The organism is Thermobifida cellulosilytica TB100, from assembly GCF_001517975.1.
Taxonomy (GTDB): domain Bacteria; phylum Actinomycetota; class Actinomycetes; order Streptosporangiales; family Streptosporangiaceae; genus Thermobifida; species Thermobifida cellulosilytica.
In genome coordinates this window covers 18,023-34,647 of record NZ_KQ950181.1, presented here as the reverse complement: position 1 = coordinate 34,647, position 16,625 = coordinate 18,023, and the positions used below count along the sequence as shown (strand labels likewise).

At 71.3% G+C, this 16,625-nt stretch carries 13 protein-coding genes; 1 reads left to right on the top strand and 12 read right to left on the bottom strand.

Going from position 1 to position 16,625, the window contains the following annotated elements; all coding sequences use genetic code 11:
• Nucleotides 1–107: 107 nt before the first annotated feature.
• From tpiA to uvrC, 7 genes are all read right to left on the bottom strand, one after another.
• Entirely contained in the window at nucleotides 108–893 is a 786-nt protein-coding gene (tpiA, locus tag AC529_RS06445) for a triose-phosphate isomerase (protein ID WP_068754665.1), read from the bottom strand.
• 7 nt (nucleotides 894–900) lie between these two features.
• Nucleotides 901–2,088, bottom strand: a complete 1,188-nt coding sequence (locus AC529_RS06440; RefSeq protein ID WP_068754663.1) for a phosphoglycerate kinase — start codon at nucleotides 2,086–2,088, stop codon at nucleotides 901–903.
• Nucleotides 2,089–2,193: 105 nt separating this feature from the next.
• Nucleotides 2,194–3,201, bottom strand: coding sequence for a type I glyceraldehyde-3-phosphate dehydrogenase (gene gap, locus AC529_RS06435; RefSeq protein WP_068754661.1), 1,008 nt, complete (start codon nucleotides 3,199–3,201; stop codon nucleotides 2,194–2,196).
• 411 nt (nucleotides 3,202–3,612) lie between these two features.
• Complete coding sequence (whiA, locus tag AC529_RS06430) at nucleotides 3,613–4,593, bottom strand: DNA-binding protein WhiA (protein WP_068754659.1); 981 nt, start codon at nucleotides 4,591–4,593, stop codon at nucleotides 3,613–3,615.
• A gap of 172 nt (nucleotides 4,594–4,765) precedes the next feature.
• A complete protein-coding gene (locus AC529_RS06425) occupies nucleotides 4,766–5,755 on the bottom strand; it encodes a gluconeogenesis factor YvcK family protein (RefSeq protein WP_394326433.1) in 990 nt (329 codons plus the stop codon).
• Nucleotides 5,756–5,828: 73 nt separating this feature from the next.
• Nucleotides 5,829–6,713 carry an RNase adapter RapZ gene (gene rapZ, locus AC529_RS06420; protein ID WP_083948007.1) on the bottom strand — a complete coding sequence of 295 codons (885 nt, stop codon included), beginning with the start codon at nucleotides 6,711–6,713 and terminating at the stop codon, nucleotides 5,829–5,831.
• Nucleotides 6,710–8,707, bottom strand: coding sequence for an excinuclease ABC subunit UvrC (gene uvrC / locus AC529_RS06415; protein WP_068754655.1), 1,998 nt, complete (start codon nucleotides 8,705–8,707; stop codon nucleotides 6,710–6,712). The genes rapZ and uvrC overlap by 4 nt, the downstream gene beginning before the upstream one ends.
• A 187-nt stretch (nucleotides 8,708–8,894) precedes the next feature.
• Between uvrC and AC529_RS06410 the strand changes: the two genes are divergently transcribed.
• Nucleotides 8,895–10,028: a mechanosensitive ion channel family protein gene (locus AC529_RS06410; RefSeq protein ID WP_068754651.1), complete on the top strand. Its 1,134-nt coding sequence runs from the start codon at nucleotides 8,895–8,897 to the stop codon at nucleotides 10,026–10,028.
• Between the two features lie 14 nt (nucleotides 10,029–10,042).
• Here the strand turns inward: AC529_RS06410 and AC529_RS06405 are convergent, their stop codons facing one another.
• The 5 genes from AC529_RS06405 to AC529_RS06385 form a co-directional block, all read right to left on the bottom strand.
• Nucleotides 10,043–10,459 (bottom strand): Rieske (2Fe-2S) protein, encoded by a 417-nt coding sequence (locus tag AC529_RS06405; protein ID WP_232306618.1) that lies wholly within the window; start codon nucleotides 10,457–10,459, stop codon nucleotides 10,043–10,045.
• Between the two features lie 88 nt (nucleotides 10,460–10,547).
• Entirely contained in the window at nucleotides 10,548–11,183 is a 636-nt protein-coding gene (locus AC529_RS06400; protein WP_083948006.1) for an RDD family protein, read from the bottom strand.
• Nucleotides 11,184–11,384: 201 nt separating this feature from the next.
• Nucleotides 11,385–14,222, bottom strand: coding sequence for an excinuclease ABC subunit UvrA (uvrA, locus tag AC529_RS06395; RefSeq protein WP_068754644.1), 2,838 nt, complete (start codon nucleotides 14,220–14,222; stop codon nucleotides 11,385–11,387).
• 285 nt (nucleotides 14,223–14,507) lie between these two features.
• Entirely contained in the window at nucleotides 14,508–15,521 is a 1,014-nt protein-coding gene (locus AC529_RS06390) for a TerC family protein (protein ID WP_068754642.1), read from the bottom strand.
• 294 nt (nucleotides 15,522–15,815) lie between these two features.
• A partial coding sequence (locus AC529_RS06385; RefSeq protein ID WP_068754640.1) for a glycosyltransferase family 4 protein occupies nucleotides 15,816–16,625 on the bottom strand: 810 nt, incomplete at its 5' end.

Sequence of the window (16,625 nt, the reverse complement as noted above, 5' to 3'; positions counted from 1 at the left end):
GATTTTACCCCCGACACAGTAGGCCCCAGAGCCGCTCCTGAGCGAAACCCCCGGAACCGCGTGTCGGCGGGCCGCCGCCTCCGGCGCAGCCCGCCGACAACCGGGACTCAGCCCTGCACCGCGGCGCGGATCAGGGCGACGAACTCGTCGGCCTGCAGGCTCGCCCCGCCCACCAGCGCGCCGTCGACGTCCGGCTGGGCCATGATCGCCGCGACGTTGCCGCTCTTGACCGAGCCGCCGTAGAGGATGCGGGTGCGCCCCGCGGCCTCGGCGGAGTACAGCCCGGCGATCCGGCCGCGCAGCGCGGCGCACACCTCCTGGGCGTCCTCGGGGGTGGCGACCTCCCCGGTGCCGATCGCCCACACCGGCTCGTAGGCGATGACCAGCTCGCGGACCTGCTCCTCGGTCACGCCCTTGAGCGCGCCCTCCAGTTGGGCCAGGGTGTACTCGACCTGGCGCCCCTCGCGGCGGACGTCCAGCCCCTCGCCCAGGCACAGGATCGGCGTGATGCCGCTGGCGAAGGCCGCCCGGACCTTCGCGTTGACGATCGCGTCGTCCTCGTGGTGGTACTCGCGCCGCTCCGAGTGCCCGGCGAGCACGTAGGAGCAGTTGAGCTTGGCCAGCATCGGGCCGGACACCTCGCCGGTGTAGGCGCCCTTCTCGTGCTGGGAGATGTCCTGGGCGCCGTAGGCGATCCGCAGCTTGTCGCCCTCCACCAGCGTCTGCACGCTGCGGATGGCGGTGAACGGCGGCAGCACCGCGATGTCCGCCGCGTCGTAGTCGGCGTCGTTGAGGGCGAAGGCCAGCTTCTGCACCAGGGCGATGGCCTCGAGGTGGTTGTTGTGCAGCTTCCAGTTGCCCGCGATCAGCGGCTTGCGTTCGGCGGTTGCCATGGTCGTCCTAGTCCTCCAGTGCCGCGATACCGGGCAGGGTCTTGCCTTCGAGGTACTCCAGGCTGGCGCCGCCGCCGGTGGAGATGTGCCCGAACGCCTTCTCGTCGAATCCGAGCGCGCGCACGGCCGCCGCCGAGTCGCCGCCGCCGACCACCGTGAAGGCGTCGGAGTCGGCCAGCGCCTGGGCCACCGCGCGGGTGCCGTTGGCGTACGGCTCCATCTCGAACACGCCCATCGGGCCGTTCCAGAACACCGTGGCCGCGTCGGCCAGCTTCTCGGCGAACAGCTTGGCCGAGGCCGTGCCGATGTCCAGGCCCATCCGGTCGGCGGGGATCTGCTCGACGCTGACCACGTCGTGGGCGGCGTCGGCGGCGAACTTCTCCGCGGCCACCACGTCGACGGGCAGCACGAACTCCACCCCGCGCTCCTCGGCGCGGCGCAGGTAGCCGTTGACCGTCTCGATCTGGTCGCGCTCCAGCAGGCTGTTGCCGACCTCGTAGCCCTTGGCGGCGAGGAAGGTGTAGGCCATGCCGCCGCCGATGAGGATGCGGTCGGCGGTGTTGAGCAGGTTGTCGATGACGCCCAGCTTGTCGGAGACCTTGGAGCCGCCCAGCACCACCACGTAGGGGCGCTGCGGGGACTCGGTCAGCCGCCGCAGCACGTCGACCTCGGTGAACACCAGTCCGCCCGCGGCGTGCGGAAGGCGCTTGGGCAGGTCGTAGACGCTGGCGTGCTTGCGGTGCACCGCACCGAAGCCGTCGCCGACGTACAGCTCGGCCAGCGCGGCCAGCCGGTCGGCGAACGCGCCGCGCTCGGCGTCGTCCTTGCTGGTCTCGCCCGGCTCGAAGCGCAGGTTCTCCACCAGGGCGACCTCGCCGTCGGCGAGTTCGCGGCTGACCGCGAGGGCGGACTCGCCCGCGGTGTCGGTGGCGAAGCGCACCTCGGTGCCCAGCAGCTCGCCCAGCCGGGCGGCGACGGGGCGCAGCGAGTAGGCGGGGTCGACCTTGCCCTTGGGGCGGCCCAGGTGGGCGCCGACGATCACGCGCGCGCCCCGCTCGCGAAGCCTGGTGATGGTGGGCAGGCTGGCCCGGATGCGGCCGTCGTCGGTGATGCGCTCACCGTCGAGCGGCACGTTGAGATCGGCCCGGACAAAAACACGCTTGCCCGCGACGTCGAGGTCCTCGATCGTCCGCATGTCTCTACTTCTCTTTCTGGAAGCGGTCTACATGGGCGGCGACGCCCCCTGCCGGCGCGGAGGTGCCGGGTGCGAGGGCGTCGCCGGTGCCGTGGGCGGCGCGGTTCAGAGGTTGGAGCCGACCAGCTTGACCAGGTCGACCAGGCGGTTGGAGTAGCCCCACTCGTTGTCGTACCAGCCGACGACCTTGACCTGGCTGCCGAAGGCCATGGTGAGGCTGGCGTCGAAGGTGCAGGAGGCCGGGGTGCCGACGATGTCGGAGGACACGATGGGGTCCTCGGTGTAGACCAGGACGTCCTTGAGCGGCCCCTCGGCGGCGGCCTTGAACGCGGCGTTGACCTCTTCCTTGGTCACCTCGCGCTCCAGGGTGACCACCAGGTCGGTGACGGAGCCGTCGGGCACCGGGACCCGCATGGCCAGACCGTCGAGCTTGCCCTTCAGCTCGGGCAGCACCAGCGCGGTGGCCTTGGCGGCACCGGTGGTGGTGGGGATGATGTTCTGCGCGGCGGCGCGGGCCCGACGCAGGTCCTTGTGGGGGTAGTCCAGGATGACCTGGTCGTTGGTGTACGCGTGCACCGTGGTCATCAGGCCCTTGACGATGCCGAAGTTCTCCAGCAGCGTCTTGGCCATCGGCGCCACGCAGTTGGTGGTGCAGGAGGCGTTGGACAGGATGTGGTGGTTGGCCGGGTCGTACTTGTGGTCGTTGACGCCCATGACGACGGTCAGGTCCTCGCCCTTGGCCGGGGCGGAGATGATGACCTTCTTGGCGCCGGCGTCGAGGTGCTTCTTGGCGTCCTCGGCCTTGGTGAAGAAGCCGGTGGACTCGATGACGACGTCGACGCCCAGGTCGCCCCAGGGGAGCTGGGCCGGGTCGCGCTGGGCGAGCGCCTTCATGGTGGTGCCGCCGACCGTGATGCTGTCCTCGCCGACCTCGACCTCGCCGGGCAGGGTGCCCAGGACGGTGTCGTACTTGAGCAGGTGGGCCAGGGTCGCCTTGTCGGTGAGGTCGTTGACGGCCACGATCTCGACGTCGCTGCCTCCGGCGGCCTGGACCGCCCGCCAGAAGTTGCGGCCGATTCGTCCGAATCCGTTCACGCCTACGCGGATGGTCACGGAAACCATTCTCCTCACGTGTCGTCTGCGTCGTCGACGCTGGCTCCGACGCAACACGCGCCGGATGCGGAAAACAGTGTGCGTTGGGTTGGGGCGAGCCTACCGTCCGCGCCCTCAGCCACCGGAGCCGGATCGGCCACGGCGCGCGGGCTGTCCCACCGATGCCAATACTGGCACTTCTACACACCAGAGGTATAGACCATTAGACCGTATTTTTCGCTCCCTCACACCATCGTTTCCGCAGCTCGTGAAAGTGTGGACACCTTGGGAGAACCGTTCACACTTTATTACGAGCGCATTAACGAGGGCTGTTGGCGCACCAGCGGCACCGACTCCGCCTCCGGGTGCCCCAACCCGGACTCGCAGCTCCGGCACGGTCACCGAACGCCACATTCTGTGATCTTCCTCACGTCATGGAACGAGCATGTCAGGCGTGAGGTTCGCCTCGGTGTTGGGGATGCCCAGATCCGCCGCGCGCTTGTCCGCCATGGCCAGCAGGCGCCGGATCCGGCCCGCGATGGCGTCCTTGGTCAGCGGCGGGTCGGCGAGCTGTCCCAGCTCCTCCAGCGACGCCTGCTTGTGCTCCAGGCGCAGCTTGCCCGCGGCCACCAGGTGCTCGGGAGCGTCGTCGGCGAGGATCTCCAGGGCGCGCTCCACCCGGGCCCCCGCGGCGACCGCGGCCCGGGCGCTGCGCCGCAGGTTCGCGTCGTCGAAGTTGGCCAGCCGGTTGGCGGTGGCCCGGACCTCGCGGCGCATCCGCCGCTCCTCCCAGGCCAGCACGCTCTGGTGGGCGCCCAGCAGCGTCAGCAGCGCGCTGATGGAGTCGCCGTCGCGCACCACCACACGGTCCACCCCGCGCACCTCGCGGGCCTTGGCGTGCACCTTGAGCCGCCGGGCCGCGCCCACCAGGGCCAGCGCCGCCTCCGGCCCCGGACAGGTGATCTCCAGCGACATGGACCGCCCGGGCTCGGTGAGCGAGCCGTGCGCGATGAACGCGCCGCGCCACGCCGACTCCGCGTCGCACGCCCCGCCCGCCACGACGTGGCGGGGCAGGCCGCGCACCGGGCGGCCGTAGTTGTCGATCAGTCCGGTCTGGCGGGCCAGGCTCTCGCCGTCCTTGATGACCCGGACCACGTAGCGGTTGCCCTTGCGCAGACCGCTGGGGGCCAGGACCACCACCTCGGACTCGTGTCCGAACACCTCGGAGACGTCCTTGCGCAGTCGGCGTGCGGCCGCTCCCGTGTCGAGCTCGGCCTCGATCACGATACGCCCGCCGACCAGGTGCAGTCCGCCGGTGAAACGCAGAATCGTCGAGACTTCCGCTTTGCGGCAGCATGGCTTGAGAACGGTCAGTCGGCTCAACTCGTCCTTCACCACGCCGGTCATCGCCATGGATGCGGCCCCTTCCCCCAGTAGAACGCACACTGCGCGCCGCGGCCAAGCAGCGCCCTTCGTGGCAGACTACTTGCCCGCGCGGCCAACTCCATGCCGCGCGAGCGTGTGTCCGCTGCCTTGACCGGTCCGGCAGCCCGGCGCTTTCCCGAACCTTTGCGGCCGGGTCCGCTCAATCCGCGAATACCTGATCGAACGCCTCCGCGAACCGGTCCGGGTCGTGCCGCGGCGACCCGTCGTCCACGGCCAGGTCGGCCAGCACCAGCCGGGCTCCCAGCCCCGCCGCCACCCGCTCCAGCCTGACCGCGTCCTCCACGCCCTTGCGGTCCGCCAGCACCACGTCCACCCGCAGCTCGGGCGCGTGGTCGGCGAGCACCTCCAGATAGGTGTGCGCGGCGAACCCGTCGGTCTCCCCCCGCTGCGGGGACAGGTTGAGCGCCACCAGCCGCCGCGCCCGCGTCGTCACCAGCGCCCGCGCCAGATCCGGAACCAGCAGGTGCGGCAGCACGCTGGTGAACCACGACCCGGGGCCGAACACCACCCAGTCGGCCTCGTGCACCGCCCGGATCACCTGGCTGGGCACCGGCGGCCGGTCCGGGATCAGCGAGATGGACCGCACCCGCCCCCGGGTGCTGGCGCAGGCCACCTGGCCGCGCACGGTCACCACCTCGTCGGGACGGTCCGGGTCGGCGCCCTCCACCTCGGCCACGATGTCCAGCGGGACCGACGACATCGGCAGCACCCGGCCGTGCGCGCCGAGGAGCTGCCCCACCCAGTCCAGTGCCGCGACCGAGTCGCCCAGCAGCTCCCACAGCGCCACGATGAGCAGGTTGCCCACCGCGTGCCCGTGCAGCTCGCCCCCGGAGCGGAACCGGTGCTGCACCACCTCGCTCCAGGTGCTGCCCCACTCGTCGTCACCGCACAGCGCCGCCAGCGCCATCCGCAGGTCGCCCGGCGGCAGCACGCCCAGCTCCCGCCGCAGCCGCCCGCTGGAGCCGCCGTCGTCGGCCACCGTCACCACCGCGGTCACGTCGGTGGTGACCCGGCGCAGCGCGGACAGCGACGCGTACAGCCCGTGTCCTCCGCCCAGCGCGACCACGCGCGGCGGCGCGGTCCCGTCGTCTCCGCGCGGTCTCTCCCAAGAGTCCTCGTAACCCGCCATCGGTCTACGCGTCCCTCATTCCCCTCCCCCGGTCCGCCGGACGTCCCGGGGCGTGTGCCGCGGCCCGCGCCGCCTATTCGCGCCCCAGGTCGCGGTGGATGATGTTCACCTCCACCCCCTCGTCGCGCAGACGGGCGGCGAGCTGCTCGGACATGGCGACACTGCGGTGCTTGCCGCCGGTGCAGCCCACCGCGAGCGTCATGTAGTGCTTGCCCTCGCGCTGGTACCCGGCGACCAGCAGCCGCAGCACCTCGGTGTAGGAGTCCAGCAGCTCCTTGGCTCCGCGCTGGGCCAGTACGTAGTCGCGCACCGGGTCGTCCTGCCCCGTCAGCGGACGCAGTTCCGGAACCCAGTGCGGGTTGGGCAGGAACCGGCAGTCCAGCACCAGGTCGGCGTCGATCGGCAGGCCGTGCTTGAACCCGAAGGAGACCACGTTGGCGCGCAGGTGGGCCTCCCGGGCCTTCCCGAAGAACCCCACCATCTTCGCCTTGAGCTGGTGCACGTTGAGCTGGGAGGTGTCGATGACCAGGTCGGCCTCGCCACGGATGGAGCGCAGCAGACCGCGCTCGCGGCTGATCCCGTCGGTCAGCCGCCCCTCACCCTGGAGCGGGTGCGGGCGCCGCACGCTCTCGAAGCGGCGCACCAGGGTCTCGTCCGATGCCTCCAGGAACACCACGCGGGCGACGATACCGCGACCGCGCAGATCCTTCACGGAAGACAGCAGGTCCTCGGTGAAGGCCATGCTGCGCACGTCCACCACGGCAGCCACCCGCGACACCGCTCCCTGGGTGCGTCCGGCCAGGTCGATCATGGTGGGCAGCAGCCCCGGCGGGAGGTTGTCGACGACGAACCAGTCGAGGTCCTCCAACGCCCGCGCCGCGGTGCTGCGCCCCGCTCCCGACATGCCTGTCACCACGACGATCTCCGGTGGGAGGCCGTCTACCCGACTGGTCGTCACGTCTTCTTCCCCCTGTGCTCTCGGTTGTCCGGACCGCTGCCGTCCGACCCTCCCTGCTCCTCCCCGGCCCCGCCGAGCCGCTCGTGGACCGTCCGAGCGATCCGCTCCCCGATCCCGGGCACCTCGGCGATCTCGGCGACCGTGGCCCGCGCCAGGCGGCGCACCGACCCGAAGTGCTTGATCAACGCGGCGCGCCGGGCGGGCCCCAGGCCGGGAATGTCGTCCAGAGCACTGGCGGTGAGCGCCCCGGCCCTCTTGCGTCGATGGTAGGAGATCGCGAACCGGTGCGCCTCGTCACGGACCCGCTGCAACAGGTAGAGCCCCTCGCTGGCGCGCGGCAGGATGATCGGGTCCTCCTCGTCGGGCACCCACACCTCCTCCAGCCGCTTGGCCAGCCCGCACACGGCCACGTCCTCGATCCCCAGCTCCTCCAGCGCCCGCTGGGCGGCCGCGACCTGGGGGCGGCCGCCGTCCACCACCACCAGGTTGGGCGGGTAGGCGAACCGGGGTGCGGCGCCCCGCGCGGCGCGGCCCGCGGCGGGCGGGGCGCCGCTCTCGCCCAGCGTGTCCAGTTCTCCGGAGCGCTGGCTCTCCTCCAGGTAGCGGGTGAAGCGGCGGGTGATGACCTCGTGCATCGCCGCGACGTCGCTGTGCTCGGCGCCCGCCGCCCCGCGGATGCTGAACCGCCGGTACTCGGACTTGCGGGCCAGGCCGTCCTCGAACACCACCATGGACGCCACCGCGTGCTCGCCCTGGAGGGTGGAGATGTCGAAGCACTCGATGCGCAGCGGGGCCTCCGCCAGGCCCAGCGCCTCGGCGATCTCCGAGAGCGCCCGGGAGCGCGTGGTCAGATCGGAGGCGCGCTGGCTCTTGTGGCGGGCCAGCGCCTGCTCGGCGTTCTTGGCGACGGTCTCCATCAGGGCGCGCTTGTCGCCGCGCCGGGGCACCCGCACGTCCACCGCCGCGCCGCGGCGCTCGGCCAGCCAGGCGGTGACGGCGGGGAGGTCGGCGGGCTCGGCCGAGACCAGCACCTCGCGGGGGATGGCCGACGTGCCCTCGGCCGCGCCGTAGGTCTGGGCGAGGAACTGCTCGACGAGCTGGCCGGTGGAGACCTCCTCGACCTTGTCGACCACCCAGCCGCGCTCGCCGCGGATGCGCCCGCCGCGCACGTAGAACACCTGGACGGCCGCCTCCAGCGGGTCCTCGGCGATGGCGATGACGTCGCAGTCGGTGCCGTCGCCGAGGACCACAGCCTGCTTCTCCATGACCGTGCGCAGCGCCTGGATGTTGTCGCGCAGGCGCGCGGCACGCTCGTACTCCTGCTCGGCGGCGGCCTGCTTCATCTCGGCCTCCAGCGCCCGCAGGAAGCGGCCGGTCTCGCCCGCCATGAAGGCGCAGAAGTCCTCGGCGAGCGCGCGGTGCTCGGCCGCGTCGACGCGCCCCACGCAGGGCGCGGAGCACTTGTCGATGTAGCCGAGCAGGCAGGGCCGACCGCTGGAGCGGGCGCGCTTGAACACCCCGGCCGAGCAGGTGCGCACCGGGAACACCCGCAGCAGCAGGTCCACGGTGTCGCGGATGGCCCAGGCGTAGGAGTAGGGGCCGAAGTAGCGCACCCCGCGGCGCCGCGCCCCGCGCATCACCTGGACCCGGGGGAACTCCTCGTTGAGCGTGACCGCCAGGTAGGGGTAGCTCTTGTCGTCGCGGTAGCGGACGTTGAAGCGCGGGGAGTACTCCTTGATCCAGGAGTACTCCAACTGCAGGGCCTCCACCTCGGTGCCCACCACCGTCCAGTCCACCTCGGCGGCCGTGGAGACCATGGTCTGGGTCCGCGGGTGCAGCGCGCTGAAGTCCTGGAAGTAGGAGGACAGCCGGGCGCGCAGGTTCTTCGCCTTTCCAACGTAGATCACGCGGCCGTGCTCGTCCCGGAAGCGGTAGACCCCGGGGTCGGTGGGGATCGATCCGGGTTCGGGGCGCAGGGTGGGGCGGACGGTCATGGTCCCATTGTGGTCGCCGGATCGGACAGTGCGTGCCAGCACCGGACGCCCGGCCGGGCCTTCCTGGCCATGCGCTTCCTCACCTCCGCAAGCGTCACGGTCCGGTAGCGGGATGTTCTAGGTTGTCCCTGTATCTGCGTTGCACCACTTTCCGCTTCCGACTCCGTGCAAGGGGGACTCTCCAGTGATGTCGATCGGCAACTGGATCGCGGTGGGCGTCGCCGTCGCGGTCTCGGTGCTCCTGGTCACGGTGCTGCACTGGCTGCTGACCCACCAGTTGTCCAAGGTGTGGAGCGCAGCCGAGCACCTGGTCCGGCGCTGCCGCTATTCGGCGTACGCGGCGGCCACCGTACTGGGGGTGAACCTCGCGCTTCCCAACGCCAGCGGATTCGAGAACCCCCGTTTCTGGTACCCCATCTTCCAGCACGGCATGCGCATCGCGATGATCGCCTCGCTGACCTGGCTGGGGCTGACCGTGGCCTACGCCGTCACCGACACCGTGCTGGCCCGGCTGTCGGTGCGCAACGGCGACGCCGACCGGCGCTCCCGCCGCCTGCAAACGCAGGTGCGGCTGCTGCGACGGGTCGCGGCCACGCTGCTGGGCCTGCTGGCGGTCGCGGCGATCCTGTTCACCTTCCCCGCCGTCGCCGCGCTCGGCGCCGGGATCCTGGCGTCCGCCGGTCTGATCGGCATCATCGCCGGTGTGGCGGCGCAGGCCACGCTGGGCAACATGTTCGCCGGCCTGCAACTGGCGTTCAGCGACTCGCTGCGCATCAACGACGTGGTGGTCGTGGAGGGAGAGTGGGGCCGCATCGAGGAGCTGACGCTCACCAACGTGACCGTGCGCACCTGGGACGAACGCCGCCTGGTCTTCCCCGTGTCCTACTTCACCACCCGGCCGTTCGAGAACTGGACCAAGCACGGCAGCAGCATCACCGGGGTGGTGATGTTCCGCGTCGACTGGGAGGTCCCGGTGGAGCAGTTGCGCGCCGAGGTCGAGTCGTTCGTGACCAACCACCCCCTGTGGGACGGCCGCAACTGGGCGCTGGAGGTCACCGACATGCTGGACTCCGGGCTGATCGAGCTGCGCGCGACCGTGAGCGCCGCCGACTCCAGCGCCCGGTGGAAGCTCACGGTCGAGCTGCGTGAGCACATGCTCGGCTACATCCGCGAGAACTTCCCCCAGGCGCTGCCGCGCAACCGCACCGAGTTCACCGGGATGGACGAGGAGCAGCAGTACGCCGCGATGTGGCCCGCCTCGGCGTTCCGCCGCTCCCCCGTCTCCCGCAGGAACGGCGAGGAGACCGCGGAGTCCGGCTGAGCCCTCCGCCGGGCTCAGACCAGGATGATGTCGGTGCCCTCCACCCGCACCTCGAACGGCTCCAGCGGGTCGACGGCCGGCCCCTGGAGCACCTCGCCGTCGAGCCCGAACTTGCTGTGGTGGCACAGGCAGAGGATCTCGGTGGTGACCTCCTGCACGGTGCAGCCCCCGTGGGTGCACGTGGCGCTGAACGCCTGGAACTTCCCCGGCTCGGGCTGGGTGATCACCAGCTTGGCGTCGATCACCAGCAGACCGCCGCCCTCGGGGACGTCGGTGGTCTGCGCCACCACCTGTCCGCGCAGCGCGTCCTGCGGCTTCGGTGCGGCGGTGCAGGCCGCGGCGGTGAGCGCCACCGCTCCCGCGGCCCCCGTACCCGCCAGCATCGTGCGGCGGCTCATCCGGCAGACGCGCGGTGACGGCTCCGTTGTCATGAGAAGGCTCCCTGGAATGGTCGAACAGGACTACTACGCAATGTAGTACGGGTGCGGGAGTGGATCGTCGCAGGGTGGGGGTGCCGACTCAGTCCCGTCGCAGCACCACGGTCCGGACGATCTTGTCGTGGACGGCCTGCCGCTTGGGCAGGTCCCACAGCGGCCACAGCGCGATCGGCACCAGCCACACTCCGTTGACCAGGACCTGCACCCACAGGGGCGTCCACATGACCAGGAGCGGGAGCCAGTACAGCGCGGCGCGGACCATGACCGCGTCGAGGGGGATCCGCTCCGGCCGTCCCGGCGCGGGGTCGGGCACCACCACGATCTTGACGATCATCTTGCCCGGGGTGCGCCCCCAGACACGCAGGCAGACCGCGTCGTAGGCCGTGCAGACCAGGAACCCGCACACGCTGGCGAAGATCATGGCGCCGGTGTCCGCCCCCTCCAGGGTCCGGCCCGCCAGCACCGCGAAGAAGAGCCAGAACAGCCAGGCGAAGAACAGGACCGTGCCCAGCGGAATGCTCACGAACAAGGAGTCGAGCAGGCGGGCCAGGGCCCGCTGGCCCCACGAGGCCGGACGGTACGGTCCCGGCCCGGGAGGCGGGCCGGGCGCCGGGAACGTGCCGCCCGGCCGGGGCGGTGGCTGGGGCGGTGGCACCGGCCACCGCCCGGGGCCGCGCGTCACGGTCGTTCGGGGGTCCCACGGCGGGGGGTGGGTCATGGGGGAGGCCTCCGGGGTCGGTACGGACGCCGCGCAGCGCCCCGGAACGCGGGCCGGGGCGCTGCGCGGGGTTCCGCTGTCCATTCGTCCGCTGCCGATCCTACGGAGGGGCGCCGTCGGGGGCGGCCTCCGTCCGCCCCGTCCCGCCGATGTGTCCCACAGTGGCCACGACCGGCCGCCCCGACCGGCCTGGGGGCCGTCCTAGTTGAGGATCTTGCGGAGGAACTGCCCGGTGTGGCTCTGCGGATGCTCGGCGATCTCCTCGGGGGTGCCGGTCGCCACGACCGTGCCGCCGCGCGCTCCCCCCTCGGGCCCCATGTCGATGATGTGGTCGGCGGTCTTGATGACGTCGAGGTTGTGCTCGATGACGATGACGGTGTTGCCCGCGTCCACCAACCGCCCCAGGACGTGCAGCAGCTTCTCGATGTCGGCGAAGTGCAGGCCGGTGGTGGGCTCGTCCAGGATGTAGACGGTGCGCCCGGTGGAGCGGCGTTGCAGTTCCGCGGCGAGCTTCACCCGCTGGGCCTCGCCTCCCGACAGGGTGGTGGCGGGCTGACCGAGGCGCACGTAGCCCAGTCCCACGTCGGTGAGGGTCTGCATGTGCCGGCGGATCGCGCTGATCGGCTCGAAGAACTCCAGCGCCTCCTCGATCGGCATGTCGAGCACGTCGGCGATGGTCTTGCCCTTGTAGTGCACGTCGAGCGTCTCCCGGTTGTACCGGGCGCCGTGGCAGACCTCGCAGGGCACGTAGACGTCCGGGAGGAACTGCATCTCGATCTTGATCGTGCCGTCGCCCGCGCACGCCTCGCAGCGGCCGCCCTTGACGTTGAAGGAGAAGCGGCCAGGCTGGTATCCGCGCACCTTCGCCTCGGTGGTCTGCGAGAACAGCTTGCGGATGTGGTCGAAGACGCCGGTGTAGGTGGCGGGGTTGGAGCGCGGGGTGCGGCCGATGGGGCTCTGGTCGACGTGGACGACCTTGTCGACGTGGTGCACGCCGTTGATCCGGGTGTGCCGTCCGGGGACGTCGCGCGCCCCGTGCAGCTCCTTGGCCAGCGCCTTGTACAGGATCTCGTTGACCAGCGTGGACTTGCCCGAGCCGGACACGCCGGTGACGGCGGTGAACACGCCCAGCGGGAAGGCGACGTCCAAGTCGCGCAGGTTGTTCTCGCGTGCCCCCCGGACCACGAGCTGCCGCTTGGGGTCGCGGGGCCGCCGCCGGGCGGGCACCTCGATCGCGCGCCGCCCCGACAGGTACTGGCCGGTGACCGACTCGGGGCTGTCCAGCAGCTCCTGGACCGTTCCGGAGACCACGACGCGGCCGCCGTGCTCGCCCGCCCCGGGGCCGATGTCGACCACCCAGTCCGCGGCGCGGATGGTGTCCTCGTCGTGCTCCACGACGATCAGGGTGTTGCCGATGTCGCGCAGCCGCCGCAGGGTCTCCAGCAGCCGGAAGTTGTCGCGCTGGTGCAGTCCGATGGACGGCTCGTCCAGCACGTAGAGCACCCCGACCAGGCCCGAGCCGATCTGGGTGGCCAGCCGGATGCGCTGCGCCTCGCCGCCGGACAGCGTCGCGGCGGCGCGGCTGAGGCTGAGGTAGTCGAGTCCCACGTCCAGCAGGAAGCCCAGCCGGGCGTTGATCTCCTTGAGCACCTGGGCGGCGATGGTCCGGTCGCGTTCGGACAGCTCCAGCGTGGCGAGGAACTCCGCGCACTCGCTCAGGGGCAGCGCGCTGACCTCGGCGATGGAGCGCCCGCCGACGGTCACCGCCAGCACCTCCGGCTTGAGCCGGCTGCCCTGGCAGGCGGGGCAGGGCACCACCCGCATGTAGCCTTCGAGCTTCTCGCGCACGAAGTCGCTCTCGCTCTCGGCGTGGCGGCGGCGCACCCAGTTGAGCACGCCCTCGAAGTCGGTGTAGTAGGCGCGCTGGCGGCCGTAGCGGTTGCGGTAGCTGACGTGGACCTGGTCGTCGTAGCCCTCGAGCAGGGCCCTGCGCGCCTTCTTCGGCAGCTTCTCCCAGGGGGTGTCCAGGTCGAAGCCCATCGCCTCGCCCAGCGCCTGCACGAGGCGGATGAAGTACTCGCTGGGGCTGCTCCCGCTCCACGGGGCGATGGCGCCCTCGGCGAGGGTCCGGGCGGGGTCGGGCACCACCAGGTCGGGGTCGACCTCCAGGCGGGTGCCCAGTCCGGTGCACTCGGGGCAGGCCCCGTAGGGCGAGTTGAAGGAGAAGGAGCGCGGTTCCAGCTCCTCGAACGACAGGTCGTCGTAGGGGCAGTACAGGTGCTCGGAGTAGATGCGCTCCCGCTCGGGGTCGTCCTCGGGCAGGTCCACGAACTCCACCAGGATGGTGCCGCCCGCCAGGTGCAGCGCGGTCTCCACCGAGTCGGTGAGCCGCTTGACGGCCGAGCCCTTGACGCTGAGCCGGTCGACGACGACGGCGATGTCGTGCGTCTCGTACCGCTTGAGTTCGGGGGCCTCGTCCAGCCGCACCAGCGCGCCGTCCACCCTGGCCCGGGTGAAGCCCTTGGCCTGCAAGTTCTTGAACAGCTCGGCGTACTCGCCCTTGCGTCCGCGCACCACGGGCGCCAGCACCTGGAAGCGGGTGCCCTCGGGCAGCTCCATCACCCGGTCCACGATCTGCTGGGGGGTCTGCCGGGCGATCTCGCGCCCGCAGCGGGGGCAGTGCGGCTTGCCGATGCGCGCCCACAGCAGCCTCAGGTAGTCGTACACCTCGGTGATGGTGCCGACCGTGGAGCGCGGGTTGCGGCTGGTGGACTTCTGGTCGATGGACACCGCCGGGGACAGGCCCTCGATGAAGTCGACGTCGGGCTTGTCCATCTGCCCGAGGAACTGGCGGGCGTAGGCCGAGAGCGACTCCACGTAGCGGCGCTGCCCCTCGGCGAAGACGGTGTCGAAGGCCAGGGAGGACTTGCCGGAGCCGGACAGCCCGGTGAACACGATCATCGAGTCACGGGGCAGGTCCAGGGAGACGTTCTTGAGGTTGTGCTCGCGTGCCCCGCGGATCACCAGACGATCGGCCATGTCTCTTCGCGCGTGGCCGCCGGGCCGCCCCGGCGCCGGTGCGCTCCATCCTTCCTCGTCGAGGGGTGTGCGGGCCGCGGCGGTGCGTGTCGTGTCCGCGCCGCGGGCCTGTGGTGCTGCTTCGGGCGGGTCGGAGGTACGCAGGTGCGCGCCGCCTGTCCGCTCCGCGCGCCGCCGGGGGTCTGTCCACGGTAACCAGCGGAGTCCCGGCGGCATTCCGACCGGGACCCCATTCTATGGGTACGCGTGTTCGATTGTTGTGCTTTCGCTGGCCGGGTGTCCCGATCACTCGCCGGGCGCGATGCTGCCCGTGCGGGACTTCAGCCGCCTGGCGTCGCTGCGGGACTTCAGCACGCTGGCGACAACCGTGACGGTCATCACACCGAGGATGACGGTCAACGACAGGCCGATGCCGATCTCGGGGACCGCCACGCCGTTCTCGTGCAGCGCGTGCAGCAGCATCTTGACGCCGATGAACACCATGATCGCGGCCAGCCCCCAACTGAGGTAGGCCAGCTTGTCCATGAGCCCGGCCAGCAGGAAGTACAGCACCCGCAGGCCCAGCAGCGCGAAGGCGTTGGCGGTGAACACCAGGTAGGCGTCCTGGGTGAGGCCGAAGATCGCCGGGATCGAGTCGACCGCGAAGATCAGGTCGGTGACGCCGACGGCGACGATGACCATGAGCATCGGGGTGACGTGGCGGCGGCCGTCGATCTTCGCGGTCAGGCGGGAGCCGTGGTATCCGTCGGTGACCGGCCAGACCTTGCGGACCATGCGCACCGCGAAGCTGTCGGTGTAGTCGGTCTCCTCTTCCTCGGAGCCCTTGATGTTGTCGCGGACGATCTTGACCGCGGTGTAGATGAGGAACGCGCCGAACAGGTAGAAGACCTCGCTCCAGGCGTTGACGGCCTGCGCGCCGACGGCGATGAAGACGCCGCGCATGGCCAGCGCCAGCACGATCCCGATCAGCAGCACCTCGTGCTGGTACTTCCTGGGCACCGCGAAGGAGGTGAGGATCAGGTAGAAGACGAAGAGGTTGTCGACGCTGAGGCTCTTCTCGGTGACGTACCCGGCGAAGTACTCACCGGCCTTCTCCCCGCCGGCGAAGTACCAGATGCCGAGCCCGAAGGCGATCGCCAGGGCGATGTAGAAGACCGACCACCAGGTGGCCTCCTTCATCGAGAGCTCTTTGGGCTCTCGCTTCTTGCTCCACGGGTGGTCGACGATGGCCAGGTCGGCCGCCAGGACAACGACGATGCCGACGATGGTCGCCACCCAGACCCACAGGGGCACGTCCATTTGGGGATCCTCTCCTCCGGCTGCGGCGGCCGCTCTCTGTGCGCGGACACGTCAGGAACCGGAGGTCTCTCCCGCCCACGAACCCGCAGGTCGTGGACCGACGGCACCGGGACCGCGCCGTTGCGTTCCGTGGTGACGACGCCGCCGCGAAGGGATACTCCCCTACCGAAAGGTGCAACGAGGCGAAACCGAAAAAATTCCGCCTTTCGGCACCGGCTCTATGATGCCACCGCTTCGGAGCGCGGAGAACCATCGCCTCCGACATTCCTGTCCTTCCGCAGAGTGAGCCTAGCCTCACCGGCACGCACCGCGGTCCACGAGTTCCGTGTAGTAGCCGACCACCTGGTCGCAGTCGGCTCCGGGCTGCGGCAGCACGGCCGCCGCGGCCCGGGAGCGCAGCCGCATCCGCGCGGCGAGCGCGGCGTCGTCCAGGACCCGCGCCACCCCCTCCGCCAGCGCGGCGGCGTCCCCCGGAGGAACCAGGACCGCGGCGTCCCCCACCAGCTCCGCGACGCCTCCCACGTCGGTGGCCACCACGGGCGTCCCGGCCCGCAGCGCCTCCTGCACCACCAGCGGCTGCCCCTCCCACACGCTGGCGAGGACGAACACGTCGGCCGCGGCCAGCAGGCAGGGCACGTCGTCGCGCCGCCCCAGCAGCCGCACCGGGAGCTGCTCCGCGGCGATCCGCGCGGCGAGCCGCCCGCGCAGGGGCCCCTCCCCGGCGACCGCCACCAGCGGCGGCGGGGTGCGCCGCGCCCACACCCGGGCCGCGTCCAGCAGCAGGGGCAGTCCCTTCTGCTCGGCCAGCCGGGCCACGGTCACCAGCAGCGGCCGCTCCGGCCCCACTCCCAGCTCGGCGCGCACCTGGTCGGGGCTGCGCTCCGCGGGGGGTGCGGCGGGCGCGGGCACCAGGGCCCGCCCCACCCGCCGCGCCCCCCGCGCACGCGACCGCTCCACCAGGTCGCCGGAGACACCCAGCACCAGGTCGGCGCGGCGGGCCAGGATCCGCTCCAGCACCCCGAACAGCCACGCCCCGACCCCCGCGGGCGGGGCGTTGTGCAGGGTGGCCACCAGCGGCGCGGCCGGGCGGCTCAGCGCGGCCAG

Coding starts and splice junctions, on each gene's coding strand:
- tpiA (WP_068754665.1), bottom strand. CDS start 893: ATGGCAACCGCCGAACGCAAGCCGCTGATCGCGGGCAACTGGAAGCTG.
- AC529_RS06425 (WP_394326433.1), bottom strand. CDS start 5,755: ATGGCGGGTTACGAGGACTCTTGGGAGAGACCGCGCGGAGACGACGGG.
- AC529_RS06390 (WP_068754642.1), bottom strand. CDS start 15,521: ATGGACGTGCCCCTGTGGGTCTGGGTGGCGACCATCGTCGGCATCGTC.
- uvrC (WP_068754655.1), bottom strand. CDS start 8,707: ATGACCGTCCGCCCCACCCTGCGCCCCGAACCCGGATCGATCCCCACC.
- AC529_RS06440 (WP_068754663.1), bottom strand. CDS start 2,088: ATGCGGACGATCGAGGACCTCGACGTCGCGGGCAAGCGTGTTTTTGTC.
- AC529_RS06400 (WP_083948006.1), bottom strand. CDS start 11,183: ATGACCCACCCCCCGCCGTGGGACCCCCGAACGACCGTGACGCGCGGC.
- AC529_RS06405 (WP_232306618.1), bottom strand. CDS start 10,459: ATGACAACGGAGCCGTCACCGCGCGTCTGCCGGATGAGCCGCCGCACG.
- whiA (WP_068754659.1), bottom strand. CDS start 4,593: ATGGCGATGACCGGCGTGGTGAAGGACGAGTTGAGCCGACTGACCGTT.
- uvrA (WP_068754644.1), bottom strand. CDS start 14,222: ATGGCCGATCGTCTGGTGATCCGCGGGGCACGCGAGCACAACCTCAAG.
- AC529_RS06410 (WP_068754651.1), top strand. CDS start 8,895: ATGTCGATCGGCAACTGGATCGCGGTGGGCGTCGCCGTCGCGGTCTCG.